At 64.4% G+C, this 26,049-nt stretch carries 26 protein-coding genes and 1 tRNA gene; 12 read left to right on the forward strand and 15 right to left on the reverse strand.

Annotation, left to right across the window (positions count from 1 at the left end):
* Positions 1-145: 145 nt before the first annotated feature.
* The 10 genes from clpB (at position 146) to K5607_RS03910 (ending at position 11,757) form a co-directional block, all read left to right on the forward strand.
* Complete coding sequence (gene clpB / locus K5607_RS03865; protein WP_221048254.1) at positions 146-2,722, forward strand: ATP-dependent chaperone ClpB; 2,577 nt, start codon at positions 146-148, stop codon at positions 2,720-2,722.
* Positions 2,723-2,881: 159 nt separating this feature from the next.
* The gene (phoB, locus tag K5607_RS03870; protein ID WP_221048255.1) at positions 2,882-3,574 is read left to right on the forward strand and encodes a phosphate regulon transcriptional regulator PhoB; all 693 of its coding nucleotides are present in this window, start codon (positions 2,882-2,884) and stop codon (positions 3,572-3,574) included.
* 2 nt (positions 3,575-3,576) lie between these two features.
* On the forward strand, positions 3,577-4,899 hold the full coding sequence (phoR, locus tag K5607_RS03875) for a phosphate regulon sensor histidine kinase PhoR (protein ID WP_221048256.1): 1,323 nt from the start codon (positions 3,577-3,579) through the stop codon (positions 4,897-4,899).
* 158 nt (positions 4,900-5,057) lie between these two features.
* Positions 5,058-6,023: a PstS family phosphate ABC transporter substrate-binding protein gene (locus tag K5607_RS03880; protein WP_221048257.1), complete on the forward strand. Its 966-nt coding sequence runs from the start codon at positions 5,058-5,060 to the stop codon at positions 6,021-6,023.
* Positions 6,024-6,300: 277 nt separating this feature from the next.
* Positions 6,301-6,375: transfer RNA gene (locus tag K5607_RS03885), tRNA-Val, on the forward strand.
* A 344-nt stretch (positions 6,376-6,719) separates the two neighbouring features.
* Positions 6,720-7,361, forward strand: coding sequence for a 3-hexulose-6-phosphate synthase (gene hxlA, locus K5607_RS03890; protein ID WP_054773357.1), 642 nt, complete (start codon positions 6,720-6,722; stop codon positions 7,359-7,361).
* A gap of 9 nt (positions 7,362-7,370) precedes the next feature.
* Complete coding sequence (gene hxlB / locus K5607_RS03895) at positions 7,371-7,904, forward strand: 6-phospho-3-hexuloisomerase (protein WP_054773358.1); 534 nt, start codon at positions 7,371-7,373, stop codon at positions 7,902-7,904.
* Positions 7,905-8,172: 268 nt separating this feature from the next.
* A complete protein-coding gene (gene tkt, locus K5607_RS03900) occupies positions 8,173-10,185 on the forward strand; it encodes a transketolase (RefSeq protein WP_221048258.1) in 2,013 nt (670 codons plus the stop codon).
* Positions 10,186-10,211: 26 nt separating this feature from the next.
* The gene (locus tag K5607_RS03905; RefSeq protein WP_221048259.1) at positions 10,212-10,562 is read left to right on the forward strand and encodes a hypothetical protein; all 351 of its coding nucleotides are present in this window, start codon (positions 10,212-10,214) and stop codon (positions 10,560-10,562) included.
* Positions 10,563-10,770: 208 nt separating this feature from the next.
* Positions 10,771-11,757: a transaldolase gene (locus K5607_RS03910; RefSeq protein ID WP_221048260.1), complete on the forward strand. Its 987-nt coding sequence runs from the start codon at positions 10,771-10,773 to the stop codon at positions 11,755-11,757.
* Positions 11,758-11,844: 87 nt separating this feature from the next.
* Here K5607_RS03910 and K5607_RS03915 read toward each other — a convergent pair whose 3' ends face one another.
* Positions 11,845-12,657, reverse strand: coding sequence for an HAD-IIA family hydrolase (locus tag K5607_RS03915; RefSeq protein ID WP_054773360.1), 813 nt, complete (start codon positions 12,655-12,657; stop codon positions 11,845-11,847).
* 167 nt (positions 12,658-12,824) lie between these two features.
* Between K5607_RS03915 and K5607_RS03920 the strand changes: the two genes are divergently transcribed.
* Positions 12,825-13,616: a spermine/spermidine synthase domain-containing protein gene (locus K5607_RS03920; protein WP_221048261.1), complete on the forward strand. Its 792-nt coding sequence runs from the start codon at positions 12,825-12,827 to the stop codon at positions 13,614-13,616.
* 99 nt (positions 13,617-13,715) lie between these two features.
* A complete protein-coding gene (locus K5607_RS03925; protein ID WP_221048263.1) occupies positions 13,716-14,210 on the forward strand; it encodes a hypothetical protein in 495 nt (164 codons plus the stop codon).
* Positions 14,211-14,222: 12 nt separating this feature from the next.
* Here the strand turns inward: K5607_RS03925 and K5607_RS03930 are convergent, their stop codons facing one another.
* From K5607_RS03930 to K5607_RS03995, 14 genes are all read right to left on the reverse strand, one after another.
* Positions 14,223-15,524, reverse strand: a complete 1,302-nt coding sequence (locus K5607_RS03930) for a M18 family aminopeptidase (protein ID WP_221048264.1) — start codon at positions 15,522-15,524, stop codon at positions 14,223-14,225.
* Positions 15,521-15,922, reverse strand: a complete 402-nt coding sequence (gene msrB, locus K5607_RS03935; protein ID WP_221048265.1) for a peptide-methionine (R)-S-oxide reductase MsrB — start codon at positions 15,920-15,922, stop codon at positions 15,521-15,523. The genes K5607_RS03930 and msrB overlap by 4 nt, the downstream gene beginning before the upstream one ends.
* 77 nt (positions 15,923-15,999) lie before the next feature.
* Positions 16,000-16,908 (reverse strand): carbohydrate kinase family protein, encoded by a 909-nt coding sequence (locus tag K5607_RS03940; RefSeq protein WP_221048266.1) that lies wholly within the window; start codon positions 16,906-16,908, stop codon positions 16,000-16,002.
* Between the two features lie 32 nt (positions 16,909-16,940).
* Positions 16,941-17,165: a hypothetical protein gene (locus K5607_RS03945; protein WP_054774877.1), complete on the reverse strand. Its 225-nt coding sequence runs from the start codon at positions 17,163-17,165 to the stop codon at positions 16,941-16,943.
* A gap of 4 nt (positions 17,166-17,169) precedes the next feature.
* Entirely contained in the window at positions 17,170-17,673 is a 504-nt protein-coding gene (locus K5607_RS03950) for a hypothetical protein (RefSeq protein WP_054774876.1), read from the reverse strand.
* A gap of 166 nt (positions 17,674-17,839) precedes the next feature.
* On the reverse strand, positions 17,840-18,898 hold the full coding sequence (gene hypE, locus K5607_RS03955) for a hydrogenase expression/formation protein HypE (RefSeq protein WP_221048267.1): 1,059 nt from the start codon (positions 18,896-18,898) through the stop codon (positions 17,840-17,842).
* Between the two features lie 2 nt (positions 18,899-18,900).
* The gene (gene hypD, locus K5607_RS03960; protein ID WP_221048268.1) at positions 18,901-19,992 is read right to left on the reverse strand and encodes a hydrogenase formation protein HypD; all 1,092 of its coding nucleotides are present in this window, start codon (positions 19,990-19,992) and stop codon (positions 18,901-18,903) included.
* Positions 19,989-20,243 carry a HypC/HybG/HupF family hydrogenase formation chaperone gene (locus tag K5607_RS03965; protein WP_054774959.1) on the reverse strand — a complete coding sequence of 85 codons (255 nt, stop codon included), beginning with the start codon at positions 20,241-20,243 and terminating at the stop codon, positions 19,989-19,991. The genes hypD and K5607_RS03965 overlap by 4 nt, the downstream gene beginning before the upstream one ends.
* 26 nt (positions 20,244-20,269) lie before the next feature.
* A complete protein-coding gene (locus tag K5607_RS03970; RefSeq protein WP_221048269.1) occupies positions 20,270-22,756 on the reverse strand; it encodes a carbamoyltransferase HypF in 2,487 nt (828 codons plus the stop codon).
* Positions 22,757-22,767: 11 nt separating this feature from the next.
* Positions 22,768-23,292 (reverse strand): chalcone isomerase family protein, encoded by a 525-nt coding sequence (locus K5607_RS03975; RefSeq protein ID WP_221048270.1) that lies wholly within the window; start codon positions 23,290-23,292, stop codon positions 22,768-22,770.
* A gap of 4 nt (positions 23,293-23,296) precedes the next feature.
* Positions 23,297-23,602 (reverse strand): DUF6156 family protein, encoded by a 306-nt coding sequence (locus K5607_RS03980; protein WP_054774763.1) that lies wholly within the window; start codon positions 23,600-23,602, stop codon positions 23,297-23,299.
* Positions 23,603-23,642: 40 nt separating this feature from the next.
* Positions 23,643-24,557: a hydrogenase nickel incorporation protein HypB gene (hypB, locus tag K5607_RS03985; protein ID WP_221048271.1), complete on the reverse strand. Its 915-nt coding sequence runs from the start codon at positions 24,555-24,557 to the stop codon at positions 23,643-23,645.
* A 1-nt stretch (position 24,558) separates the two neighbouring features.
* Positions 24,559-24,900, reverse strand: coding sequence for a hydrogenase maturation nickel metallochaperone HypA (hypA, locus tag K5607_RS03990; protein WP_221048272.1), 342 nt, complete (start codon positions 24,898-24,900; stop codon positions 24,559-24,561).
* Positions 24,901-24,904: 4 nt separating this feature from the next.
* Entirely contained in the window at positions 24,905-26,047 is a 1,143-nt protein-coding gene (locus K5607_RS03995; RefSeq protein ID WP_221048273.1) for a nickel-dependent hydrogenase large subunit, read from the reverse strand.
* Between the last annotated feature and the right edge of the window lie 2 nt (positions 26,048-26,049).

Consider the following 26,049-nt stretch of genomic DNA (forward strand, 5'->3'; position numbering starts at 1 on the left):
CGGGTTACCTTGTGCGGATGTCGTAGCGCGATAGTCCCGCCAGCCCGCTTCGGGTGTCAAGGCCGCCGTCCGTCGCCGTCGGCTTGAATTTCGCCGCTTACGCACCCATCTTCAAAGCCATAGCAATCCTCAATCGGGAACCTCCATGCGCTTAGACAAACTCACCAGCAAGTTCCAGGTCGCCTTGTCGGACGCCTCCAGCCTGGCTTTGGGACGGGACCATCAATTCATCGAGCCGGTGCACGTCATGGTGGCTCTCATGGATCAGCAGGGCGGCACCACGCGCCACCTGTTGACCCAGGCCGGCGTCAACGTCACGCAGTTGCGCTCCACCGTCGGGGAAATGCTGGACCGCCTGCCGCGGGTGGAAGGCACCGGCGGCGACGTGCAAATTTCCAACGACCTAGGCCGCTTGCTCAACCTGTCCGACAAGCTGGCGCAAAAACGCGGCGACCAGTACATCACCAGCGAGCTGTTCGTGTTGGCGGCGTTGGAGGACAAAGGCCCGCTGAGCGAAGTCTTGCGCAAGGCCGGGCTTACCCGCAGCGTGCTGGAAAAAGCCATCGAAAACCTGCGCGGCGGTTCCAAGGTGGACGATCCCAACGCGGAAGAACAGCGCCAGGCCTTGGACAAATACACGGTGGATCTCACCGAGCGCGCCGAGCAGGGCAAGCTCGATCCGGTCATCGGCCGCGACGACGAAATTCGCCGCGTCGTGCAGATTTTGCAGCGCCGCACCAAGAACAACCCGGTGCTCATCGGCGAGCCGGGCGTGGGCAAGACCGCCATCGCCGAAGGCTTGGCCCAGCGCATCGTCAACGGCGAAGTGCCGGAAGGCATGAAGGAAAAGCGCTTGTTGGCCCTGGACATGGCCGCCCTCATCGCCGGCGCCAAGTTCCGCGGCGATTTCGAGGAGCGCCTGAAAGCGGTGCTCAACGACATCGCCAAGCAGGAAGGCAAGATCATCCTGTTCATCGACGAACTGCACACCATGGTCGGCGCCGGCAAGGCGGAAGGCGCCATGGACGCCGGCAATATGCTCAAGCCGGCCCTGGCCCGCGGCGCGCTGCACTGCATCGGCGCCACCACCCTCAACGAGTACCGCCAGTACATCGAAAAGGACGCCGCCCTGGAGCGCCGTTTCCAGAAAGTGCTGGTGGAAGAACCCGCCGTGGAGGACACCATCGCCATCCTGCGCGGCTTGAAAGAGAAATACGAGGTGCACCACGGCGTTACCATCACCGATCCGGCCATCGTCGCGGCGGCGACGCTGTCGCACCGCTACATCACCGACCGCCAGTTGCCGGACAAGGCCATCGACCTGGTGGACGAAGCCGCCAGCCGCATCCGCATGGAAATCGACTCCAAGCCGGAGAGCATGGACCGGCTGGAGCGGCGCTTGATCCAGCTGAAGATCGAGCGCGAGGCGCTGAAAAAGGAAACCGACGAGGCTTCCCGCAAGCGCCTGGACGCCCTGGAAGACACCATTGACGACCTGGAGCGCGAATACGCCGATCTGGAGGAAATCTGGAAAGCGGAAAAAGCCGCCCTGCAAGGCACGGCCACCATCAAGGAAAAGCTGGAACGCGCCCGGCTGGACATGGAAACCGCGCGCCGGGCCGGCGACCTGACGCGCATGTCCGAGCTGCAATACGGCGAGATTCCCAAGCTGGAAAAAGAACTGGACTTGGCCGCCCAGGCGGAAATGCACGAGATGCAGTTGCTGCGCAACAAAGTGTCCGACGAGGAAATCGCCGAGGTGGTGTCCAAGTGGACCGGCATCCCGGTGGCGAAAATGCTGGAGGGAGAGCGCGACAAGCTGCTGCGCATGGAGGAAAACCTGGGCCAGCGCGTGGTGGGCCAGTCCGAGGCGATCAAGGCCGTTTCCGACGCCATTCGCCGCTCCCGCGCCGGCCTGTCCGATCCCAACCGCCCCATCGGCTCCTTCCTGTTCCTCGGCCCCACCGGCGTGGGCAAGACCGAGCTGTGCAAGGCCCTGGCGGAATTCATGTTCGACACGGAAGAGGCCATGGTGCGCATCGACATGTCCGAATTCATGGAGAAGCATTCCGTGGCGCGCCTCATCGGTGCGCCGCCGGGCTATGTGGGCTACGAGGAAGGCGGTTATTTGACCGAAGCCGTGCGGCGCCGGCCTTATTCGGTGATCCTGCTGGACGAGGTGGAAAAAGCGCATCCGGACGTGTTCAACGTGCTGTTGCAGGTGCTGGACGACGGCCGCCTCACCGACGGCCACGGCCGCACGGTGGACTTCCGCAACGCGGTGGTGGTGATGACGTCCAACCTGGGCTCCGACCGCATCCAGGAACTGGCCGGCGAGGAAAATTATGCCGCCATGAAGGCGGAGGTGATGGATATCGTCGGGCAGTATTTCCGCCCGGAGTTCATCAACCGCATCGACGAAGCCGTGGTGTTCCATCCGTTGCTCAAGGAGCAAATCCGCGCCATTGCCCGTATCCAGATGCGCCATTTGCAGCAGCGCTTGGCGGATCGCGACATGCATTTGGAAGTGAGCGACGCCGCCCTGGACAAGCTGGGAGAGGCCGGTTTCGATCCGGTCTACGGCGCAAGGCCGCTGAAGCGGGCTATCCAGCAGCAGGTGGAAAACCCCCTGGCGCAGCAGATCCTGTCGGGCCGGTTCGCGCCGGGCGACACGATTCGGGTGGATATGGGCGAGAAGGAGCTCGGCTTCGCCAAGGGATAACGAGGCGAACGCACGCGCGTTCGGGATGCGGCCCGGTCGCGGCGGCGATGACGCTTCCGTCCATCCCATTGGACGGAAGCGTGGCGCATTTGTCACAATTCCGTCATGTGGCTCTTCTATCCTTCTGGGCCGCTATACCGCATATCACGCAGAACCACTATGTCTATTGCTCAACTTTTAGTCGTGGATGACGAGGAAGCCATACGCGATATGCTCGCCATGGCTTTGGAACAGGCGGGCTTTTGCGTGCGCGGCGCGGAGGACGCTCAGCAGGCGCAGGCCTTGTTGGACGAGCTGCCGCCGGATTTGATCGTCCTGGATTGGATGATGCCGGGATTGAGCGGGGTGGAGTGGGCGAAGCGTTTGCGGCGGGACGAACGTTATCGGGAAATCCCGATCATTTTGGTGACCGCGCGAGGCGAGGAAGAAGACAAGATCCGCGGTTTGGAAACGGGGGCTGACGATTACATCACCAAGCCGTTTTCGCCGCGCGAGCTGGCCGCGCGGGTCAAGGCCGTGCTGCGCCGGGCCGGCCGGCCCGGCGGCGAGGCGCGGGTGGCGCAGGGCGGCATACTGCTGGACATGGAGCAGCATCGCGTCAGCATCGACGATCAACCCTTGGTGCTCAGCCCCACCGAATATCGGCTGCTGGAGTTTTTTATGACCCATCCGGATAAGGTGTTCAGCCGCAGCCAGCTGCTGGATCAGGTTTGGGGCCGCAGCACCTATATCGAGGAGCGCACGGTGGACGTGCATATCCGCCGCTTGCGTCGCGTGCTGGCGGAATACGGCCGGGAGGAGTTTGTGCAGACCGTGCGTGGATTCGGCTACCGCTTTTCGGCGTCGGCCTAGCCATGTGGCACGGTTGGCGGCAGGAGTTGGCTTGGGTCGGCTCGTATTTGACGATCACCTTGGCGTTGGGGTGGCTGCTCGGCCATGTGACGGCGGCGCTGGGCGTGTTCGTGGCGGGGTATTGGGTGCGCCACCTGGTGTCTTTGCACCGGCTGCAAAAGCAGTTATCCGGCGGCGGCAACGATTATCCTTCCAACGGCAGCGGCGTATGGGAGGAAATCTACTACCAGTTCTACCAGCTGCGGCGACGCGGCAAGCGCCGGAAAAAGCGCTTGGTGCGAATGGTGGAACGATTCCGCAACGCCTTTTCCGCTTTGCCCGACGCCATCGTGTTCCTGAGCGAACACGACGAAATTCAATGGTTCAACGCCGCCGCCGAGCATTTGTTGGGCTTGAAAAAAACCGACATGGGGTTGTTCATCGGCAACCTGGTCCGCAGTCCCAAATTCGTCGATTTTCTGCATAAAAAAGATTGCTCCGGCACTATCACCATCACTTCCCCCTGCGACGCCAACGTGATGTTGGAAATCCGGCTCGTGCCCTATGCCAAGGACATGCGTTTGGTATTGGCCCAGGACGTGACCCAGTTGCGGTTCATGGAGCGGGTGCGTAGCGATTTCGTCGCGAACGTGTCCCACGAGTTGCGCACCCCGCTGACGGTGCTCAAGGGCTATTTGGAAACGTTGGAGGACGCCCAGGATCCAGCCTTGAAGCGTTACGGCAAGGCCTTTCATAGCATGGAAGACCAGGCTGGGCGCATGCAACGATTGATCGACGATTTGTTGTCCCTGACCCGCTTGGAGTCCGCCGTCCAAAACTCCCAGCGGCAAAAGCCGGTGGATGTCGCCGCGCTGCTGCATGGTATTTGTGACGACGCCCAGCGTTTGGGCAGCGAGCACGCGCCCATCGCCTTGCATTTGGAGTCGGCGGCCGAGGTGCTGGGGGACGAGCAGGAGTTGCGTAGCGCATTTTCCAATTTGGTGGTTAATGCCGTTAAATACACGCCGGTGACGGGGCGGGTGGACGTGACTTGGCGCGACGACGGCGAGGGCGTTCGGTTGGACGTGCGCGATACCGGCGAAGGCATCGCCGAACAGCATATCCCGCGCCTTACCGAGCGTTTCTATCGCGTCGAATCCGGCACACGGGGCAAGGTTGGCGTGGGGCTGGGGCTGGCGATCGTTAAGCATGTGTTGTTGCGTCACGACGCCGAGCTCAAAATCGTCAGCCAAGTGGGGCAGGGCAGCTGCTTTAGCTGCTGCTTTCCCGCGCGTCGGGTGGTAAGGACGGCGGCCCCTGCGGGGCGCGGCGGCGTCGATTCGTAGCGGCGCAAAGCCGGCCCGCAGCTGCGCTGCCAGGTTCGGCGCCCTCGCGAGGGGCTTGGTCATCAAGTTGTCACAAACGCCTTATATAGTGCGCAATGCCATGGCCGGGTTATAAGGCCCGGTAAAACCAGATTGAACAACCGCTAGGGAGCGTATTCATGAAACAAAACAAATTAGCAACCGCGCTGGCGTTGGCCGCCGGCCTTTTGGTCGTCGACGCGCAGGCCGCTACGGCGTCTAAGCTGCCTGATTACAAAAAAGCTAGCGGTGTTTCCGGCAACCTGTCCAGCGTGGGTTCTGACACGTTGGCCAACTTGATGACCCTCTGGGCGGAAGAGTTCAAGCGCGCTTATCCGAACGTTAATATCCAGATTCAGGCCGCTGGCTCTTCCACCGCGCCGCCCGCGTTGACCGAAGGGACTTCCAACCTGGGGCCCATGAGCCGCAAGATGAAAGACGAAGAAATCGAGGCTTTCGAGAAAAAACACGGCTACAAGCCGACGCCGGTGAAGGTGGCGATCGACGCGCTGGCGGTATTTGCCCACAAGGACAATCCCATCAAGGGCATGACCATGGCTCAGGTGGACGCGGTGTTCTCCAGCACCCGCAAATGCAACCATCCGGAAGACGTGACCAAGTGGGGCCAGTTGGGTTTGACGGGGGAATGGGCTGAGCGCCCCATCCAGCTGTTCGGCCGCAATTCCGTGTCCGGCACCTACGGCTATTTCAAGGAGCACGCCTTGTGCAAGGGCGACTTCAAGACCAATGTCAACGAACAGCCCGGCTCCGCCTCCGTCGTGCAATCCGTGAGTACCTCGCTGAATGCTCTGGGCTATAGCGGTATCGGTTACAAAACCTCCAACGTCAAGACCGTGCCGTTGGCGGCGAAGGAAGGCGGCGAATTCGTGGAAGCCACCGAAGCCAATGCCGTCAGCGGCAAGTACCCCCTGGCGCGTTACCTGTATGTGTACGTCAACAAGCACCCCAACAAGCCGCTGGCGCCGCTGGAAGCGGAGTTCGTCAAGCTGGTGCTGTCCAAGCAGGGCCAGGAAGTGGTGGTGAAGGACGGCTATATTCCGCTGCCGGCGGAAGTGCTGCAAAAGGAACTGAAGGGGTTGGAATAACAACCTTTAGGTTTTAAGCAAAAAGCCGCCCGGTTTTGGCCTGGCGGCTTTTTTATTGCCGTAATTTTCTGGCGTCCGCGACGAACCTCGAGCGGGATACCGAGCAATTAAACCGTGCCGTATTGTTTGATGTGGCTATTTAATATTATTTTAAGTATCGCCTGCGCGTGGGTGGGCGATAGCGATAGGTATCTGATAGCGGGTTTTATGGTATCGCGTCGATAATATGCGCCATTGACAGGACGGCGGCCGGCTGTCATCATGATGCTCCTCTTTCGGGCGGTTAGCTCAGCGGGAGAGCACTGCCTTCACACGGCAGGGGTCACTGGTTCAATCCCAGTACCGCCCACCAATCCACTACCTCCTCTTTCCGCTTTATCGCGGATCGGTCATGGAGGCGCGTACTTGCCGGGAGCGGCGCCGCCAGCGGCCGGATGTCCCGAAATTTTGTCCTTTCATTGCGGTGTTTACGGGTTTCCGTCCGGTCTGTTCGGTGCAAGACTGTATCGTCTTGATGGCTTTTCGGTGCGGCTCCGATGGCGTCTCGATCACGTTGAAAAAAGCTTGCGACGCCCCGTTTCAGCTGTTCGCCCGAGCCCCGGGCGGCCCCGCTAGACAAGCGTTGACATGTGTCCCTCTTCTCATTTACAGTTAAGGACCGCATCATTTAGTCTGTAATCACTCGGAGGACGTATCATGGCAAAAGCACTAATTCAATTGGCAATTGACTCCTTGGATGTTAACGCGTCCCTGAGCCTTGCCGCCGCCGCGGCTCCTTATGTCGATATTTTCGAAATCGGCACGCCTTGCATCAAGCATAATGGTATTGCCCTGGTTAAAGAAATGAAAAGAAGATTCCCCAACAAACTCCTGTTGGTGGATCTGAAAACCATGGACGCCGGTGAATATGAGGCTACCCCTTTCTATGCGGCCGGCGCAGATATCTGCACCGTGTTGGGCGTGTCCGGCCTGGCCACCATCGGCGGCGTGATCAAAGCGGCTAAGAAATACAATGCCGAAGTGCAGGTTGACCTGATCAACGTGCCCGACAAGATCGCTTGTGCACGCGCATCCGCCCAGGCTGGCGCGCAGATCATCGGCGTTCACACCGGCTTGGATGCTCAGGCAGCCGGCCAGTCCCCCTTCGCCGACATGCAGACCGTTGCCCGTTTGGGCCTGCCGATGCGCCTGTCCGTTGCCGGTGGCATCAAGCAGTCCACGGTGCAAGACGTGGTTCGCGCTGGCGCAACCATCGTTGTGGTTGGCGCAGCCATCTACGGCGCTCCGTCTCCTGCGGCCGCTGCTTCTGAAATTCGCCAGCTGGTTGATGCGGCATAAGAGGCGCACATGCACCAGAAACTGATCATCGACAAGATTTCGGGCGTTCTCGGCGCTACCAACGAAGGCTATGACGCCAAGTTGACTGCGATGCTGGATAAAGCGTCCCGCATCTTCATCACTGGCGCCGGCCGTTCCGGTCTGATTGCAAGATTTTTTGCAATGAGACTGATGCACGGGGGTTACGAGGTCTTCGTCGTCGGCGAAATCGTCACCCCGAGTATCCGCAAAGGCGACCTGTTCATCGTGATTTCCGGCTCCGGAGAGACGGAGACGATGATCGCGTTCACCAAGCGTGCCAAAGAGTTGGGCGCCGAAGTGGCTTTGATCTCCACTAAAAGCAGCTCCACCCTCGGCGACATGTCCGATTTGGTATTCCAGATCGGTACGCCGGAGCAGTACGGCAAGGTGGTCGGCATGCCCATGGGCACGACCTTCGAGTTGTCCACCTTGATTTTCCTGGAGTCCGTGGTATCCCACATGATCCATGAAAAGGGCATTCCCGAAGAGGAAATGAGAACGAGGCACGCTAACCTCGAGTAAGCGTGGCTGGAACGAGTGGAGCGATCCACTCGTTCCTTTCTCCCTGAGCCTGCGCGCTCGTGGGAATGGTCGGTGTTTTGCTGGCTGTGTTCAGCTTTCGTGTTGTTACGGGACGGTGCTGCCCGATGCGGGTTGGGTTGGCGCAACATGAAAGCTGAGCACAGCTTATTTTGACTGGGCCTGTTATTGGTTTTGGCCGATAACGGCTGAGTCGATCGGGCTGTTAAATTCGTCATTTAAGTCATTAACCATTAGTAAGGAGAGTAATATGCCTTCGCGCCGCGAATTAGCGAACGCCGTACGTGCTTTGAGCATGGATGCCGTGCAAAAAGCCAATTCAGGACATCCCGGTGCGCCGATGGGAATGGCGGACATCGCCGAGGTGCTGTGGAACGACTACATGCGCCACAACCCGGCTAACCCGAAATGGCCGGACCGCGACCGTTTCGTGTTGTCCAACGGCCACGGCTCCATGCTGATTTATTCCCTGCTGCACCTGACCGGCTACGACCTGCCGGTGGAAGAGCTGGCCAAGTTCCGCCAACTGCACTCCAAGACCCCGGGCCACCCCGAATACGGCTACACGCCGGGCGTGGAAACCACCACGGGTCCCCTGGGCCAAGGCATCACCAACGCCGTGGGCATGGCCCTGGCGGAACGCACCCTGGCCGGCCAGTTCAACCGTCCCGGCCACGACATCGTCGACCACTACACCTATGTGTTCCTGGGCGACGGCTGCATGATGGAAGGCATCTCCCATGAAGCCTGCTCCCTGGCCGGCTCCATGAAGCTGGGCAAGCTGATCGCTTTCTACGACGACAACAACATCTCCATCGACGGCGAAGTGCGCGGCCACGGCGACACCCCGGGCTGGTTCATGGACGATACCCCGGCTCGCTTCGAAGCCTACCACTGGCACGTGATCCGCGGCGTGGACGGCCACGACGCCGACGCTGTGAAGAAAGCCATTGAACAGGCTCGTGCGGTAACCGACAAGCCGAGCTTGATCTGCTGCAAGACCATCATCGGCTGGGGTTCCCCCAACAAGCAGGGCAAGGAAGAATGCCACGGCGCCGCCCTGGGCAACGACGAAGTGGCCCTGGTGCGCGAAACCATCGGCTGGCCGCACGCTCCGTTCGTGGTTCCGGACGAAATCTACAAGGGCTGGAGCGCGAAAGAGTCGGGCGCCAAGGCTGAATCCGACTGGAACGCCCGTTTCGACGCCTATGCCAAGGCCCACCCGGATCTGGCGAAAGAGTTCAAGCGCCGCATGGCCGGCGAACTGCCGAGCGACTGGAAAGAAAAATCCGCCGCTTTCGTTGCCAAGGTCAACGAAAAGGCTGAAACCATCGCCAGCCGCAAGGCTTCGCAGAACGCCCTCAACGGCTTCGGTCCGCTGCTGCCGGAAATCCTGGGCGGTTCCGCCGACTTGGCCGGTTCCAACCTGACCCTGTGGTCCGGCTGCAAAGACGTCAACGCCCCCGGCCATGACGGCAACTACGTGTACTACGGCGTGCGCGAGTTCGGCATGTCCGCCATCATGAACGGCGTTGCCGTCCACGGTGGTTTCCGTCCGTACGGCGCTACCTTCCTGATGTTCTCCGAATACGCCCGCAACGCCCTGCGTATGTCGGCGCTGATGAAGATTCCGGTTATCCAGGTCTACACCCACGACTCCATCGGTCTGGGTGAAGACGGCCCGACCCACCAGCCCATCGAGCAGACCGCTACCCTGCGCATGATTCCGAACATGCAGGTGTGGCGCCCGTGCGACGCGGTGGAATCCGCCGTGTGCTGGCAGGCCGCCATCGAACGTCAAGACGGTCCGAGCACCCTGGTGTTCTCCCGCCAGAACTTGCCCCACGTGGAGCGTACGCCGGCTCAGATCGAAGCCATCCGCCGCGGCGGCTACGTGCTGCGCGACTGCGCCGGTACGCCGGACGCCATCATCATCGCCACCGGTTCCGAAGTGGAACTGGCGATGAAGGCCGCCGAAGAACTGAACGGCAAGGGCAAGAAGATTCGCGTGGTTTCCATGCCGTCCACCAACGTGTTCGACGCTCAGGATGCCGCTTACCGCGAATCGGTACTGCCGAGCGCCGTCACCAAGCGCGTGGTCGTCGAGGCGGGTGTGAGCGACGCCTGGTACAAGTACGTCGGCCTCAACGGCAAGATCGTCGGCATGGACCGCTTCGGCGAATCCGCACCGGCTGGCGTGCTCTTCAAGGAATTCGGTTTCACCGTCGACAACGTCGTCAAAACCGTCTCGGAAATCCTTTAACTCAAATAAATAGAAGGATATACGCAATGAAACATAATCATGCGATGAAAGGTTTGTTCTCCGGCCTGCTGTTCGCCAGCTTCTCGGCGATGGCGGAGGAAGCCCAGGCGGGAAGCCTGTTGGAGCAGAATTACTGGCTGGGCATCGTGGTGCTCGTGTTGCTGGTGATTATCTTCCGCAGCGGCGGCAGCAAGTCTGCTTCCAATGCTGCTCCGGTGGTCCGGGTTGAGCCGGTCCAGCAAGCAGGCGAGGCTCCGGCTGAAACCGGCGTTGCCAAGTATCTGCGCGCCGCCGAAGGCGCTTCCGCCCAGAAGGCCGCCGCTGCGCTGACCGGCGTCGCAAGATACATCCAGAACCGGGACTCGTCCGCGCGCTAAGCGGCGGCGAGAACAACCTGGCGCTCTCGGACGTCGCTATAGCGTTCCGAGGCCCAGGTTGTTTTCCGTTTCGGCTGGGGCAGACGCTTTAAAATAGCCGTGTCGCCCATGCCTTCGAGCGTGGTTATGTTCCGTCCCTCGTATCAAGATCTTCATGAAGCGGGCAGGGCGGATTGTTTTTTTGTGAAATCCTAAAAGGGTCAAAACTATGGCTAAGAACTTACTTGAACAACTCCGGGAAATGACCGTGGTTGTGGCCGATACCGGTGACATCCAGGCCATCGAAACCTACAAGCCGCGCGACGCCACCACCAACCCGTCGCTGATCACCGCAGCCGCGCAAATGCCGCAGTACCAGGGCATCGTCGATGAAACCCTGAAGAAAGCGCGCGCCGACCTGGGCGCCGGCGCTGCCGCCGCACAAGTGGTGTCTCTGGCGTTTGATCGTTTGGCCGTGTCCTTCGGCCTGAAAATTCTGGAAATCATTCCGGGCCGCGTTTCCACCGAGGTGGACGCCAGATTGTCCTACGATGCCGATGCTACGGTTGCCAAAGGGCGCGATTTGATCGCCCAATACGAAGCCGCCGGCGTGTCCCGCGAGCGCGTGCTGATCAAGATCGCCGCTACCTGGGAAGGCATTCAGGCCGCTGCCGTGCTGGAAAAAGAAGGCATCCACACCAACCTGACGCTGCTGTTCGGTTTGCACCAGGCTATCGCCTGCGCAGAAAACGGCATCACCCTGATTTCGCCGTTTGTCGGCCGCATCCTGGACTGGTACAAGAAAGACACCGGCCGCGATTCCTATCCGCCGGCGGAAGATCCGGGCGTACTGTCGGTGACGAAGATCTACAACTACTACAAGAAGTTCGGCTACAAGACGGAAGTCATGGGCGCCAGCTTCCGTAACGTGGGCGAAATCACCGAGTTGGCCGGCAGCGACCTGTTGACCATCGCTCCTTCCTTGTTGGGCGAATTGCAGGCCACCGAAGGCGAATTGCCGCGCAAGCTGGATCCGGCCAAGGCTGCCAGCGCTTCCATCGAAAAGATCACGATGGACAAGGCCACCTTCGACCGCATGCACGCCGAAGACCGCATGGCTACCGAAAAGCTGGCCGAAGGCATCGACGGCTTCACCAAGGCGCTGGTTACCTTGGAAGAGCTGCTGGCAGCCCGCTTGGCAGGCCTGGAAGGCTAAGGTCCTCGGCTCTCTGTAGCCGCGGCGGCTTGAGGCCCCGGCCCTACGCGAAAGCGCAGGGCCGGGGCTTTTTGCTTTTCAGGGGGATCAGGCTTTACGTAGCGCTTGCGCCACTTCGCGTATATCCGCCATCACCCAGTCGGGCGCGTAGTCCAGCGTTTTCAATTCCTCTTCCGTGGAAATCCCCGTCAGCACCATCAGACTGCGTATGCCGGCGCGCACCGCGCCCAAGATGTCGGTACCCAGCCGATCGCCGATGGCCACCGTCTCGCTCGCTTCGACGCCCAGCAGGGCCATGGCTTGTTGGTACATGATGGGCTCCGGCTTGCCGATAATGACCGGCTTAACCTGGGTAGCGGCTTCGATGGCCGCCAGGATGGCGCCGTTGCCTTGGGTAACGCCGCGTTCGGTCGGCAGGGTGGTGTCGGGGTTGGTGCCGATGAATTTCGCCCCGGCACTGATGTTCAGGGTGGCGCTAGCCAGCTTGTCCCAGGTAATGCCGCGGTCCAGGCCGCATACCACATAATCGGCGCGGCTATCGCCGCCCTCATACGGCCCGGTCAGGGTAAAGCCCAGATCCAGCAAGGGCTTGCGCAGGCCTTCTTCGCCGATGACGAACACGCGGGTTTGCCTTGGGTCGGTCCGCTGGGCCAGATACAACGCCGTCGCCATGGCCGAAGTCAGGACTTCCTCGCGTTTCACGGCGACGCCCATGCGCGCCAATTTGGCGACGTACTGGTCAGCCGTCTGGCTGGCGTTGTTGGTCGCCAGGACGAAGGGAAAACGCAAATCCCTCAACGTTTGAAAAAATTCCACCAGGCCCGGCAGCGGCCGGTCGCCATGCCAAAGGACACCATCCATGTCGATGATGAACGAACGGACGTTGGTCAAAGCTTGCATAGATATGGTTCTCGCCCCGGCGCGGGGCTCTGGAATTTATTGTTGTTCTAAGCGGTCAGGTCGTTAGCCGCGTCGCCGCTGAATGAGGGGTGGGGCGGGGGCCCCGCATCGGCGGCGATGACGGCGCCCTTTCGCGCAGCGCCGTGCAACGGGTATTATGCCAAACCATGGCTTTACTAAGATACGGCGGCACGTTGATGCACGTTAGCCGCGATGAAGACGGCCCCATCGAGGTGGTGGACGAGGACGGTGTGCGTGCCATGCATTTCGGCACTTCCTCGCGGCAAAGCGCCATGAACTTGGCCGATCCCGAACAATTGGAGTTGTCCTACACCCGTGCCATGTTATCGGCCCTGCTGTTTCACGACAGTCCCCGGCGGATTTTGATGGTGGGCTTGGGCGGCGGTTCGTTGGCGAAATATTTGTTGCGACAGCTACCGGAGGCGCGGATCGACGTGGCGGAAAAGCGCGCCAACGTCGTCAAAATCGCCCACGGCTGGTTCGGCCTGCCGGAAGACCCGCGTCTCGACATCCACGTCGGCGACGGCATGGCGTTTGTCGACAAAGCCGCGCCGGACAGTTACGACTTGATCCTGGTGGATGCCTACCACGGTTACGGCATGGCGGCGGAAATCGCCCAGCACGCCTTCTATCAGCGCTGCTCGCTGTTGTTGACGACGGGCGGCGTGCTGGCGACCAATCTGTGGGGCAACGACGCGCCCATCTTGGCCCGCAGCCTGCGCATGCTGGAAGAGCATTACGCCAGGCCGGTGTTGCAATTGCACGTACAGGGCAAGGGCAATGTCATCGGCTTGGCGTTCAATAGGACGCCAAGCAACGCCGTCATGAAAGGGCTGCGCGAAAAAGCGTTCGCGCTGCAGCAACGGTGGGGGCTGGAATTTGTGTTGTTTGCCAAGCAGCTGCGGCGCGCCAATACCGCCTGGATGGATTGGCTGTGACCACGCGCAGGCGCTACGGCAGGACGTAACCGAAGCCGCGGAGGGCGCGCCGCGTTCCAATTTTCCGACATCACGCGACTGGGTCCCTGGCTGGGCGGATTGGCGTTCGCCCTGGGGGCGCTGTTGCTCGCCACCTGCATCGTCAAAGTGGTTCGCCTGCTGAAGGCTTCCGAACTGTCGCGCGCGGCGTTGGTGGAACGGCAGGAAGTCGTCTTCGCCGATGCGGGCCCCGTCGTCTTGTGCATCGAAGGGCCGCCATTGAGCCGGCGTTTCGTCCGCCTCGATTTTGCCTTGGAGTCCAGCGACGGCGGCGCCGTTGCCGGCCGCGCCAACTGGTTTCGCCTCCGCTCGTCGGGGTTTTCCAAGGCGCGCCTGCAGTTGCTCACGTACCTCATTCCCCGGCCGGGCCGCTATGTGCTGCGCATCGGGGGATTGGGGCTGCCCCAAACGCGGGACGCCGAGCACGCGATCATTTTCGCCAAGCCCCACGCCGCCGCGGCGTTCGGCTATGTACTGGGCATGGTCGTGGCGGGATGGCTGCTGATCGGCGGCATTGTCTTGTTCGCTCTCAGCGTCTTGCCCATGGCCGAATGACGGCGCGGCGCTTCAACCGAAATATCGCTCCAAAACCCGGATCATGTAGCTATGGTCCAGCACCCCGGCGCTTTCGCGGATGCTGTGCATGGCCCACATGGGATTGCCCACGTCCACGGTGCGGACTCCCAAGCCGGCGGCGGTGATCGGTCCGATGGTGCTGCCGCAGGCCAGGTCGGTACGGTGGGCATAACGCTGGCAGGGCACGCCGGCCGCTTCGCACAGGCCGGCGAAACGCGCTTCCGACAGGCTTTCCGTGGCATAGCGTTGGTTGGCGTTGAGCTTGATCACCGGTCCGCCGTTCACCTTGATGGGATGCTGCGGCTCGTAGGCGGCCGGAAAGTTGGGCTGGTAGGCGTGGGCCATGTCGCTGGAGATGCAGAAGCTGTTCGCCAGTGCCTGCAAATAGCCTTGCCGGTCGGTACCCAAGGCAAGGGCGATGCGCTCCAGCACGTCGGCTAGGAAGCTGCCGTCGGCGCCCTTGGCGCTCTCGCTGCCGATTTCTTCGTGGTCGAAGAAAATGCACAGGCGGGTAGCCGCCACCTCGTTGCCGCAGGTGGCCAGCAGGGCTGACAGGGCGGCATGGCAAGAGGCCAGATTGTCCAGCTGGCTGTCGGCGATGAATTCCCCGTCGAGGCCCCAGAACGCGCCCGGCTGGGTGTCGTAGACGTTCATCTCCCAGGCGGCGATGTCCTTGGGCGCACAGTCCAACCGGTCGGCCAGCATTCGCAGGAAATGCTCCTGGGGCGGCAAGGCGCCCTCCAGCGTGGCCAGCAGCAAAGGAAGTTCGCTCTGTTTGTTGAATTTCAGGCCTTCCTCGTTCACCTGGCGATTCATGTGGATGGCCAGGTTGGGTAGCCGCGCGACGGATCGCTCGAAGCGCACCCGCCGCGCCGCGCCGTCCTTCAGCACCACGCGGCCGGCCAGGCTCAAGTCGCGGTCGGCGAACGTGGCAAGGATCGGCCCGCCGTACACTTCCACCCCCAGCCGCATGAGCGGTTCGGCGGCGTGGGCGGCGCGGGGCTTGAGCCGCAGACCGGGGGAGTCGGTGTGGGCGCCCACCATGAGATAGCCGTGCTCGGCCGGGTCTTCCATGCCCACCACGAAAGCGGCCACGGTGGAGTCGTCGCGCAGCACGTAATAGCGCCCGCCCGGCTGCAAGTCCCAGCGGCGGCCTTCCTCCAGGCGCTGGAAGCCCTCCGCCGTCAACGCCGCTTCGACGGCGGCGGCGGCGTGCCAGGGGCTGGGGCTGGCGTCGATGAAATCCAGCAGGTTTTGCGCGTTGCGGCGCACGTGTTCGCTGATGGCGCTCATGGCGTGTCCGCCTCCAGGGTCAGGGAGGCGGAGTTGACGCAATAACGCAATCCGGTGGGCTGCGGCCCGTCCGGAAACACATGGCCCAAATGGGCGTCGCAGGCGGCGCAGGTGATTTCCACCCGCGTCATGCCGTGACTGGTGTCGGGGTGCTCGGCGATGGCATCGTCCGCCACGGGCTGCCAGAAGCTGGGCCAGCCGGAGCCGGAATGGTATTTGGCTTCCGAGCGGAACAAGGGTTGGCCGCAGCACACGCAGCGGTAGGTGCCTGGCCTGGTCTCCTGGTAGTACTCGCCGGTGAAGGGGCGTTCGGTGGCCTTCTTGCGGCAGATGGCGTATTGCTCGGGGGTGAGTTTTTCGCGCCAGTGGGCGTCGTTGAGTTGGGTGGGATCGGTCATGGTCGGGACTCGGGGCAAATGGATGGGGCAATTGTGGCAGAAAGCCGATGGCGCCGACAGTTGGCGGCGCCGTTTCGCTAAGGCGCCGGCATCGCGTGGCGGTGGGGTTGTGCGCTGGGACAGAGGCAGGCCGGCTCCACCGCCTCGGGCCGTGCGCCGCGCCGGGCGATGACCTGGGCGGCAAGGTCGAGTCCGCAGCGCAGCCGTTCGGCTTCGCTGCGGCCCAGGGCATGGAGATAGCCGGCGTCGAAGGCGTCGCCGCCGCCGGTGCGGTCGACCACGTCCACGGCGGCGGCCGGCACTGCGGTGCCGCCGTCGCGGTTCCAAGCGGCGGCGCCGTGGGCTCCCAGGGTGACGACCAGGCTGAAGTTCGCCGGGGCTTGTAGCCGATTCCAGGCCTGCTCCGGATCGTCCGTGCCCAGCCAGCGGGCCAGTTCCGTGTGGTTGACGAAGCCGATGTCCAGCCAGGGCAGCCAGTCTGTCGGCGGACCGAGGTCCAGGTCGCAGGAGGTGGTGGCGCCGCGGCTTTTGGCGAGGCGCAGCAGCGGGTGGGCGATGCCGGCCAACGGCGTGGCGACGTGAAGATGCGTGCCGGGCGAGAACAGCTCGGCCGGCGCCTGGCCGGGGTCGAAGCAGGCGTTTGCCCCGCCGGAGGTGACCATGCGCTTGCCGGCCGGCCCGGCGAACACGGCGGCAAGGCCGGTAGCCGCTTGCGTCGTGCGCTGGATGTGGCGGGTGTCCACGCCCACCGCCGCCAGGGCGGCGACGGCTACACTACCGAAAGCGTCGTCACCCACACAGCCCAGCATCACGGTGGCGTGGCCCAGCCGGGCCAGCCAATGGGCGGTATTGGCGGCCGAACCGCCCTGGGAGATGAGGGCACCATCGCAACGCAGTTTTTCGTGTTCTTCGGGCAGCCGCTCGACGGGGAACGTGATGTCCACGTTGAGGCTGCCGACGCAGACGAAACGCTCCGGCTGTCGCATGGCGAACGTTCGGGCCGGCTGGCGCTAAAGGTTCAGGCCGTCGGCGGCTTTTTCGCCAGGCGCTCGAACATTTCCGCGATATTTTTGCGGGTGGACGCCAGGTAGGCGCCGTTCAACCAGCCGACGGCGAAGGCCAGCAGCAGCACCGGCAATACGGACCACACCACCAGCAGGGCGCCGGCAACGCCGCCGGCGGCCACCAGGCCGACCGGATAAAACCACAGGGGGGTAGGACGGAGGTAGGGGAGCTTGTTCATGGCTTTAGCGCACCAGGGTCCACTTGCCGGTGGCCGGATCGGGGCAGGCCAAGCGGGTTTCTTTGATCGGCTGGCCGGCGACGTAATAGGTTTCTTCCAGTTCCTGGCAGTTCTGCTGGGTTTGTTGATCGACCACCTGGCGCAGCGGCGTCATGGCGATGGAGTTGCCGGTGGCCGGGTTGCTCCACTGTTGGGCTTGCAGCAGGTTGCCGCTTTGCAGCAGGTTGACCAGGGCCTGTTGGCGGAACGTTTGATCCAGCGGGGCCAGCTGCGAGCCGATGGCGCCGTTCCACACGTTCTGCGCGATGCTTTGCAGGATCATGGTGGCGGCCACGCCCAGCACGGCGTTCATCGTGCCCTGGGCGGTCGTCCCCATGGCGCCGGTGGCCGCCTGGGTGCCGTAACCGGCGGCGGCGCCGTAGGGATTGGCGTAAGGGTTGGTATAACCCGGCGCGCCGGCGCAGCCGGCGAGGGCCAAGGCGGCGGCGATGGGATAGCTGATTTTCATGGGGATGGATTCCGTTGGGGTGGGTGCGGGGCGAGGTCGGTACCGTTCCGGACGACGCCGATGATGGCGCGAATTTTCTCATAGGCCCGGGGACGGCGTCATCCGGCCCGGCTTTTCTCCCTGTCGGTCTTGCTTGATGCCGGCCCCTGGCCAGGGGCCGCGAGCGTCAGCAAATGCGCGGCAGCTGTTCGCCGCTGAGCAGGTCGAGGATGCGCTGGCCGCCGTAGGCGTTGCGCAGGGAAACCCGGCCGGCGCCGGCCTGGATCACGCTGCCGATGCGGGCGGCGTCCCTACCCAAAGGATGGCCGCGCAGCAGGCCGAGGGTCGCTTCGGCTTGTTCCTGCGGCACGAACAGCACCATGCGGCCTTCGTTGGCGACGTAGAGGGGGTCGTAGCCGAGGATTTCGCAGGCGGCGCGCACTTCCTCGCATACCGGCACCGCGCCCTCTATCAGTTCCATGTCCAGCTTGGCGTCGCGGGCCAGCTCCAGCACGGCGGAAGCCAGGCCGCCGCGGGTAAGATCCCGCAGGCAGCGGATCTCGATGCCGGCGGCGATCAGCTCGCCCACCAGGCCCGACAAGTCGGCGCAGTCGCTTTCCACGGTGGTGGCGAATCCCAAGCTCTCCCGCGCCGACAGGATGGCGACGCCGTGGCGGCCGATGTCGCCGCTCACCAGCACCGCATCGCCGGGACGGATGGCGGCGGGGCCGATGCTCAAGCCGTGTTCGACCAGGCCGATGCCGCTGGTGGTGATGTACAGGCCGTCGCCCTTGCCGTTTTCCACCACCTTGGTGTCGCCGGTAACCACGGCGGCGCCGGCCGCCTTGACGGCGGCGTTGAGGCTGTCCAGCACCGTGCGCAAGGTGTCGAAGGGAAAACCTTCTTCGATCACCAGGGCGGCGCTGAGGAACAGGGGCTTGGCGCCGCTCATGGCCAGGTCGTTCAACGTGCCGCAGGCGGCCAGCTTGCCGATGTCGCCGCCGGGAAACTGCAAGGGCTTCACCACGTAGGCGTCGGTGGTGAAAGCCAGCCGGGTGCCGCCGCAGTCCAGCACGGCGCTGTCGTGGCGCTGTTCCAGCCAGGGGTTGTCCAGGGCCGGCCGCACCAGTAGTTCCAGCAATTGCTGCATCAAGCGCCCGCCGCCGCCGTGGGCCATTACGGCGTGGGGGTATTGGCCGATGGGCAGCGGGCAGGCAGCGGAGAAGGTTTTGTCGGATTGGCTCATGGTCAGGCGGCGTCTCGGCGATAACGGAAATAAGCGGCGCAAGCGCCTTCGGAGGACACCATGGTGGCGCCCAGGGGATGCTCCGGCGTGCAGTCCTTGCCGAAAGCCGGGCACTGGTGGGGCTTGATGCGGCCGGTCAGCACGTCGCCGCTGCGGCATTGTCCGGCCTCGTCCGCCGGTGCTGCGCCCAGACGGAAGCGCTCGGCGGCGTCGAAACGGCGGTAGTCGCCGCGCAGGGCCATGCCGCCGGCGGGAATCACGCCCATGCCGCGCCAGGCCATGTCCACCGGTTCGAAGATTTGCCCCAACAGCTGTTGGGCCACGGCGTTGCCGTCGCGCTTCACGGCGCGGCCGTAGCAGTTTTCCACTTCGCCGCGTCCCTGTTCCAGTTGCTCCACGCAGCCCAGCACGCCGCGCAGCACGTCCACCGGCTCGAAGCCGGTGACGACGATGGGGACGTTATGGGCGGCGGTGATGGGCTCGTATTCCCAATAACCCATGACGGCGCAGACGTGGCCGGCGGCGAGGAAGCCCTGCACCCGGTTGTCGGGCGCCGCCAGCAGCGCTTCCAAGGCCGGCGGCACCCGCACGTGGGACACCAGCAGGGAAAAGTTGTCGATGCCTTCCGCTTCCGCCTGGCGCACCGCCATGGCGGTGGTGGGCGCGGTGGTTTCGAAGCCCACCGAGAAAAACACCACCTGCTGGTGGGGGTGGATTCGCGCCAGTTCCAGGGCGTCCAGGGGCGAGTACACCATGCGCACGTCGCCGCCTTGGGCTTTCACCGCCAACAGGTCGGTGCGGCTGCCGGGCACCCGCAGCATGTCGCCGAAGGAGCAGAAAATCACGTCCTTTTCGGCGGCGATTTCCAACGCCTGGTCGATGACGCCCTGGGGCGTGACGCACACCGGGCAGCCGGGGCCGTGGATCAGCTCCAGGCTGGCCGGCAGCAGCCGATCCAGGCCGTGCTTGACGATGGCGTGGGTCTGGCCGCCGCACACTTCCATCAGCACCCAGGGCCGGGTGACGGCGGCGGCGATGCGCTGCGCCAGGGTTTGGACGGTGGCGGCGTCGCGGTATTCGCTGACGTATTTCATGTCTGTTCTGCGCTTGCCTGCATCGCCGCCAACGCGGCGAATTCCCGCAAACTGGCCGCCGCTTCGTCTTCGTCCAAACGGCTGATGGCGAAACCGGCGTGGACGATGACATAGTCGTTGACTTGGGCTTCCGGCACATAGGCCAGGTTGGCTTCCTTCACCACCCCGTCGAAGCTGATGCGGCCTTTGCGCTGCAAAGGGTCGTCGGCCGAGTCGATGCTGAGGATTTGTCCGGGTAAGGCTAGGCACATAAAGCGAATTCCTCTGGGGGATAGGTTCAGGCCGGCGCTTGCCGGCGGGCGGCCCATAGCTGGCCCAAGGCCAGGCCGCCGTCGTTGGGCGGTATCCGTTGCGGCCAATATACGTCGAAACCGGCGTGCCGCAAGCGTTCCACGCATAATTCCAGCAGCAGGCGGTTCTGGAAACAGCCGCCGCACAGCACCACGGTGGGAAGCGCCGCCAGGCGCGCCGCCGCCGGCGCAGCGTCGGCCAGGGCGGCGTGGAAAGAATAGGCCAAGGCGGCGCGGTCGGCATCGTCTACCGCCGGGTGTCGCAGCAGATTGCGCAGCCAGGGCCGCCAGTCGCAGCGGGGCAGGCCGGTGTCGTCTCGGACCAGGGGGATGGTTGCGGACGGTGCCGGATAGTCCGCCGCAGTGTTCCATACGAACGCGCCGGCCGCGGCTTCCAGCCGCATGGCGGCCTGGCCTTCGAATTGGTTCACCGGGCACAAGCCCAGTAGCGCGGACACGGCGTCGAACAGCCGGCCGACGCTGGAGCAGGGCGGTGTATTGAGGTTTTTCTCCAACATGGCCAGCAGCGCCGCCAACTCCGTGTCGCTAAACGCCGCCCGTAGCCCGGCTGGAACGCCGTGCAATCCGGGATGGCCTTCCTCGGCGGCATTCGCGCCCGGTAAGCGCGCGCTATCGTACACCGCCGCCAATGCCGTTCGGCGCGGCTCCTTAACGGCTTTTTCGCCGCCGGGCAGGCGCAGGGGCACGAAGCTGGCGATGCGCCGGTGGCCTTGTTCGTCGATGCGCAGGAACTCGCCGCCCCAAAGGCCGCCGTCTTCGCCCAGGCCGATGCCGTCCCAGGCCAGCGCCAGAAAAGGCGGCTCAAGGCCGTGTTCGGCGGCGCAGGCCATGGCATGGGCGAGGTGGTGGGGCACCGCCAGCAGCGGCAGGCCCATGGCTTCCGCCAAACGGCGGCTGGCGTAATCGGGGTGGGCGTCCACCGCCAGGCGGCGGGGGTTCCCGCCGAACAAGCGGGGCAGCTCTTGCAGTGCGGCGCCGCACTGCTGTTCGGTGAGAACGTCGTCCAGATCGCCCAAGTGCTGGCTGAGCAACGCCCGCCGCCCCAGCCCCAAGGCCACGGTGTTTTTCAGATGGCCGCCGACCGCCAGCAGCGGCGGCAGCGGCTCGGCCAGCGGCACCGGCGCCGGGACGTAGCCGCGCGCCCGGCGCAAGGTCAGTGGCCGGTCCGCCGCGATGCGCAGCACGGAATCGTCCAGGGGGCGCAGCACCGACCTGTCGTGCACCAGGAACAGGTCGGCGATGCCGGCCAGCCGCGCCAAGGCTTCGTTCTCGTCCACGCAAATGGGCTCGCCGCCGCGGTTGCCGCTGGTGGCGACCAGTGGGCCGCCGAAATCGGCCAGCAGCAAATGGTGCAGGGGCGAGGCGGGCAGCATGAGGCCCAGCCAGGGGAGGTCGGGGGCGACTTGCGGCGCAATCTCCCTTCGGGCTCCCTCTCCCTCTGGGAGAGGGTTGGGGTGAGGGAGGTCCAAATCATGGGTCTGAGCCGAAATAAATGTGCCGCGTTGAGCACCCCTCACCCTAGCCCTCTCCCGCAGGGAGAGGGGACCGGAATGGGTTGTGCCGACAATTTCCTCTTTTCGCCGCCGCAGCAGCACGATGGGCGCCGCCGGCTCCAGCAGCAGCGCTATCTCTTCTTCGGAGACCCGGCACAGCCGCTCGGCCATCGTCCTATCCGCCAGCAGGGCGAAAGGCTTGGCGGGGCGGTGCTTGCGTGTCCGCAGCTGCTCCACCGCCGCCGAATTGCCGGCGTCCGCCAATAGCTGGAAGCCGCCCACCCCTTTCAACGCGACGATGGCGCCCTGCCGCAGCCGCTCCACCGCCAAGCGCAAGGCCCCATCGCCTTCGGCCAAGCTAATCCCTTGGCTATCCCACAGCGCGAGCTGCGGTCCGCAGGCCGGGCAGCAGGTGGTTTGGGCGTGGAAGCGGCGGTCGGCCGGGTTTTCGTATTCCCGGCGGCAATCCGGGCAGAGGGCGAAGCCCGCCATGGCGGTGCGTTCCCGGTCGAACGGCAGGCTGCGGACGATGCTGTAGCGCGGCCCGCAGGCGGTGCAGCTGAGAAAGGGGTAGCGGTAGCGGCGGTCGGCGGGGTCGGACAGTTCCCGCAGGCAATCGGCACAGGGGGCCAGGTCCGGCGGTACGCAGGGTTCCGGCGCGCCGTCGTTGCGGCTGGGCACAACGCGGAAATCCGACTCCTGGCCGGTGGCAGCCAGTGGCATGGCGGAACATTCGTCGATGCGCGCCGGTGGCGGCGCTTCGTCGGTCAGCCGCCGGGCGAAGCGGGCGAGGGCAGCTTCGTTGCCTTCGGCTTCGATCACCACGCCTTCCGGGGTGTTGCTCACCCAGCCCGCAAGGTCCAGCTCCTGCGCCAAGCGGCACACAAAAGGCCGCATGCCCACGCCTTGCACTTGGCCGCGCAGCGACAGGCGTTGGCGTTGGATGGGGGACGTGGACACCGGCAACAGGTTTACGGTTGGCCCAACAGTTGGTGTTTGAGTTCGGCGTCCACCGGATTGTCGCCCAGCCACACCAGCAGCAGGGCGTTGCGCAGGGCCGGGCCGGGAGCGGAAATCAGCGGCTGCTCGTCGAGCAGCACCGAGGTGGCGGCGCCGTCCCAGAGGATGCGCGCGGTGCTGCCCTGAGGGGGGCCGCCGGCCGCACGCAGGGCAGCGTAGAAGCGCTCCAGCGCTGCAAGCGCTTCCGCCGTGTCGCCGTGGTTTTCTTTGACGCCATGGGCGATGGCAGCGATAAAGCGTTCGGCCGGCGCGTCCCGCAGCATGTGCAACCGCACTTCCTGGGGCGCGCTGTCGGCCAGCACGTCCGCCGCGTCGTGCAAGGGGCGGGTGGTGCGCAGGGTGATTTCGTACACGTCGAACAACATGATGCGGCGGGTGCCGTGTCCGTTGTCCCGCAGGGGCGGCAACGGGGCCGACAGGGCGGCGGAAGCCGCCATCCAAAGGCCAAGGGCGAGGCACAACGCCGTTTTCGCCATGGGATCAGGCGCCCAGCGGCGTGCCGGTGTCGTCGAAGCGCAGCAGATTGGTTTCACCGTCGGCGTCGGTGATTTCCGCCTGCCGGAGCGTACCGTCGCCGTGGTACTGGTAGCGGTGCTCCAACTCCACTTCGCCGTAGATGACGCTCTGCAAGGCGGTGAGCCGGCCGTCCCCGTCGAAATAGCCGCGGAAGTAGGTATTGCGGTTTTCCACCTCGCCCGGTTCCAGCGGGTTGACCAGCTTGAAAGGCAGTTTCACGCCGGTGTAAGTGACGAAGTAGCGGCATGCGCCAGCGGGTTGTTCGTTCATATGGGTGATGCGGATCGGTTGGAACTGAGGGGCGGTCGGGTCAGCTGGCCAAAGCTTCCTGCAAGGCGGCCATTTCCGCTTGCAGTTTGGCGACCTGTTCGGTCAGCAAGGCTTTGCGGCGGCCGTCCAGCCAACCGTACCACTGTTCCATGCCCTCGCCGCCGGTGGCGGAGACTTGCAGGATTTCCGCCCGGGGATTCACTTGCTTGACGTAGTCCAGGCAGCGCGGCAAATCGAAGCGCAGATAGGGCAGCAGGTCGATTTTGTTGATCAGCACCAGCTCGGCGCGGTGGAACATGTCGGGGTATTTGATGGGCTTGTCCTCGCCCTCGGTGACGGAGAGGATCGCCACTTTGGCCGCTTCGCCCAGGTCGAACAGGGCCGGACACACCAAGTTGCCGACGTTTTCGATGAACAGCACGCCCCGCTGCATGTCCGGCAGGCTTTGCAGGGCGCGGCCGACCATGTGGGCGTCCAGGTGGCAGCCCTTGCCGGTGTTGATCTGCACCGCCGCCACGCCGGTGGCGCGGATGCGGTCGGCGTCGTTCTGGGTCTGCTGGTCGCCTTCCACCACCGCCAGGGGGTAGCGGCCCTGCAGGTCGCGCAGGCTGCGCTCCAGCAGGGTGGTTTTGCCGGAGCCGGGGCTGGACACCAGATTGAGGGCGAGGATGCCTCGTTGCTGGAAATGGCGGCGGTTGTGGGCGGCGTCCTGGTCGTTGCGCGCTAGGATGTCGTGCTCCAGCTGCACGATGCGCTCCTGGCTCATGCCGGTCACGTGCAGGCCGGCCGGGCCTTGGCCGTAGTGGTGGTGAGGCGGGTGCCGGTCTTCCGCAAGGGGGGTAAACCGGAGCGGGCCCGCGACGGCCTTGCCGTTGCGTTGGGGGGGCGCCAGACGGTTGTCGTGGCCATGGCCGCCGTGAACCTGGGAATCGCCGCAGCCGCATACGGTACACATGTCATTCCACCTCGAGTTGCTTGATCTTCAGTTGCTCGCCGCCGTTCACTTGCAGCTTGTGGCCTTGGCAGCGGGGGCAGGGATCGTAGTATTGCTCCACCTGCACCGTGTCCTGGCAATCGAAACACCAGGCGCTGCCGGGAATCCGCACAATGTCCAGCACCGATCCGGCCGCCAGCGTGGCGGGACTGACCGCCTCCCAGCCGAAGCGCAGGGCTTCTTCATCCACCCCGCTCAAAGCGCCGATTTCCAGTTGCACGCTGCGTACGCGATGGAAGTTTTGTTTGCGGGATTCGGTTTCCAGGGTGTCGAGGATGCCTTGGCAGAGGGATAGTTCGTGCATGCAGCTAAGCGTGTTCCAGCCGCAGGCGAAAGTCAACGCAGGGATCGACGGCGCGCAGCAGGGCGTCGATGCGGGCCGCCAGCCGTTCGTCCGCCGGCGCGTTCAGCAACGCCTGGGGCAGCAGGCCTTGCGGATGGAAGTTCCATTCCGTCGGCGCCAGGATGCGATAGTCGCGGATACGGCCTTCGGCCAGCGCCACCCGGTGGATCAAGCGGCCGCGAGGGGCCTCGGTTTGCGCCGCGCCGACGCCGCCGTCGCGCGGCGGCGGGGGCAGGAGCGCCGGAAGCTCGCTGGGCAGCGCGGCGGCCAAGCCGCGAAACAGCGCCTTGAGCTCCGCCAGCCGGGCCAGGGCGCGGGTGTAGAGGCCGTTGCTGTGGCGGTCGCGGGCGGCGCGGATCAGCGCCGTATCCGCCCAGCGGGCGTAACTGCCGGTTTCGCGGGGTTGGCCCTGCCAAATCGGCGGCGATGCCTCGGCGTCGGCCGACGCCAGGTGACGGGGCAGTGCGTCGCTCGGCAATTCCGGCAGCCGCTGCACCGCGCAGCGGCCGAAATCCGCCCAGCCGGCTTGGGCGTAACGGTGCAGCAAGCGGGCGGCGGGCGAATCGCCGCCCGCTTGCCAGCGGTGGATGCTCCCCAGGTCGGCGTTCGGCGTGCGCCAGAATTCGCCGCACAGCTCCGCCAGCCCCTGTTCCAGTTCCGCCAGCCCTGCGCCGATGGCGGCGCGGTCGATGACCGGCGCCCCGTCCGTCGGCCAGTACAGCGCCGTGCCGCCCATCGCTTGCGCCAGTTTATGGTGGGTGGCCAGCAGGCGCTGGGCCGGCGCGGGATCGGCCGGCGGTTGCTGGCGCAGCAGATACAGGCCGTTTTCCTTGACGATCTCCAGCCTGCGCCGGCATTCCTGCCAAGCCCGCAGGGCCGGCGGCGGCTCTATGCCCAGGGCGTCCGCGATGGCTGCCGAGGCGGCGCAGCCGTGCGCCTCCGGGCACAGGGCGAATAGGTGGGCGAACAGCCGCAACGCTTCCGCCGGCGTGCGGCCGGGCAACAGCTTGGCCACCGGGTAGGGCCGGTGGGGCGTCAACTCCACCGCGGCGACGCGGCCGTGTTGCACGGTGCAGCGCAGCAGGATGCCGGCGGCGGACGGCGGCATCG

It is taken from the genome of Methylogaea oryzae (assembly GCF_019669985.1).
In the GTDB taxonomy this organism is placed as follows: Bacteria; Pseudomonadota; Gammaproteobacteria; order Methylococcales; family Methylococcaceae; genus Methylogaea; species Methylogaea oryzae.

Excerpts from the sequence above, each read along its gene's own strand:
- clpB (WP_221048254.1), top strand. The coding sequence starts at position 146 with ATGCGCTTAGACAAACTCACCAGCAAGTTCCAGGTCGCCTTGTCGGAC.
- phoB (WP_221048255.1), top strand. The coding sequence starts at position 2,882 with ATGTCTATTGCTCAACTTTTAGTCGTGGATGACGAGGAAGCCATACGC.
- phoR (WP_221048256.1), top strand. The coding sequence starts at position 3,577 with ATGTGGCACGGTTGGCGGCAGGAGTTGGCTTGGGTCGGCTCGTATTTG.
- K5607_RS03880 (WP_221048257.1), top strand. The coding sequence starts at position 5,058 with ATGAAACAAAACAAATTAGCAACCGCGCTGGCGTTGGCCGCCGGCCTT.
- hxlA (WP_054773357.1), top strand. The coding sequence starts at position 6,720 with ATGGCAAAAGCACTAATTCAATTGGCAATTGACTCCTTGGATGTTAAC.
- hxlB (WP_054773358.1), top strand. The coding sequence starts at position 7,371 with ATGCACCAGAAACTGATCATCGACAAGATTTCGGGCGTTCTCGGCGCT.
- tkt (WP_221048258.1), top strand. The coding sequence starts at position 8,173 with ATGCCTTCGCGCCGCGAATTAGCGAACGCCGTACGTGCTTTGAGCATG.
- K5607_RS03905 (WP_221048259.1), top strand. The coding sequence starts at position 10,212 with ATGAAACATAATCATGCGATGAAAGGTTTGTTCTCCGGCCTGCTGTTC.
- K5607_RS03910 (WP_221048260.1), top strand. The coding sequence starts at position 10,771 with ATGGCTAAGAACTTACTTGAACAACTCCGGGAAATGACCGTGGTTGTG.
- K5607_RS03915 (WP_054773360.1), bottom strand. The coding sequence starts at position 12,657 with ATGCAAGCTTTGACCAACGTCCGTTCGTTCATCATCGACATGGATGGT.
- K5607_RS03920 (WP_221048261.1), top strand. The coding sequence starts at position 12,825 with ATGGCTTTACTAAGATACGGCGGCACGTTGATGCACGTTAGCCGCGAT.
- K5607_RS03930 (WP_221048264.1), bottom strand. The coding sequence starts at position 15,524 with ATGAGCGCCATCAGCGAACACGTGCGCCGCAACGCGCAAAACCTGCTG.
- msrB (WP_221048265.1), bottom strand. The coding sequence starts at position 15,922 with ATGACCGATCCCACCCAACTCAACGACGCCCACTGGCGCGAAAAACTC.
- K5607_RS03940 (WP_221048266.1), bottom strand. The coding sequence starts at position 16,908 with ATGCGACAGCCGGAGCGTTTCGTCTGCGTCGGCAGCCTCAACGTGGAC.
- K5607_RS03945 (WP_054774877.1), bottom strand. The coding sequence starts at position 17,165 with ATGAACAAGCTCCCCTACCTCCGTCCTACCCCCCTGTGGTTTTATCCG.
- K5607_RS03950 (WP_054774876.1), bottom strand. The coding sequence starts at position 17,673 with ATGAAAATCAGCTATCCCATCGCCGCCGCCTTGGCCCTCGCCGGCTGC.
- hypE (WP_221048267.1), bottom strand. The coding sequence starts at position 18,898 with ATGAGCCAATCCGACAAAACCTTCTCCGCTGCCTGCCCGCTGCCCATC.
- hypD (WP_221048268.1), bottom strand. The coding sequence starts at position 19,992 with ATGAAATACGTCAGCGAATACCGCGACGCCGCCACCGTCCAAACCCTG.
- K5607_RS03965 (WP_054774959.1), bottom strand. The coding sequence starts at position 20,243 with ATGTGCCTAGCCTTACCCGGACAAATCCTCAGCATCGACTCGGCCGAC.
- K5607_RS03975 (WP_221048270.1), bottom strand. The coding sequence starts at position 23,292 with ATGGCGAAAACGGCGTTGTGCCTCGCCCTTGGCCTTTGGATGGCGGCT.
- K5607_RS03980 (WP_054774763.1), bottom strand. The coding sequence starts at position 23,602 with ATGAACGAACAACCCGCTGGCGCATGCCGCTACTTCGTCACTTACACC.
- hypB (WP_221048271.1), bottom strand. The coding sequence starts at position 24,557 with ATGTGTACCGTATGCGGCTGCGGCGATTCCCAGGTTCACGGCGGCCAT.
- hypA (WP_221048272.1), bottom strand. The coding sequence starts at position 24,900 with ATGCACGAACTATCCCTCTGCCAAGGCATCCTCGACACCCTGGAAACC.
- K5607_RS03995 (WP_221048273.1), bottom strand. The coding sequence starts at position 26,047 with ATGCCGCCGTCCGCCGCCGGCATCCTGCTGCGCTGCACCGTGCAACAC.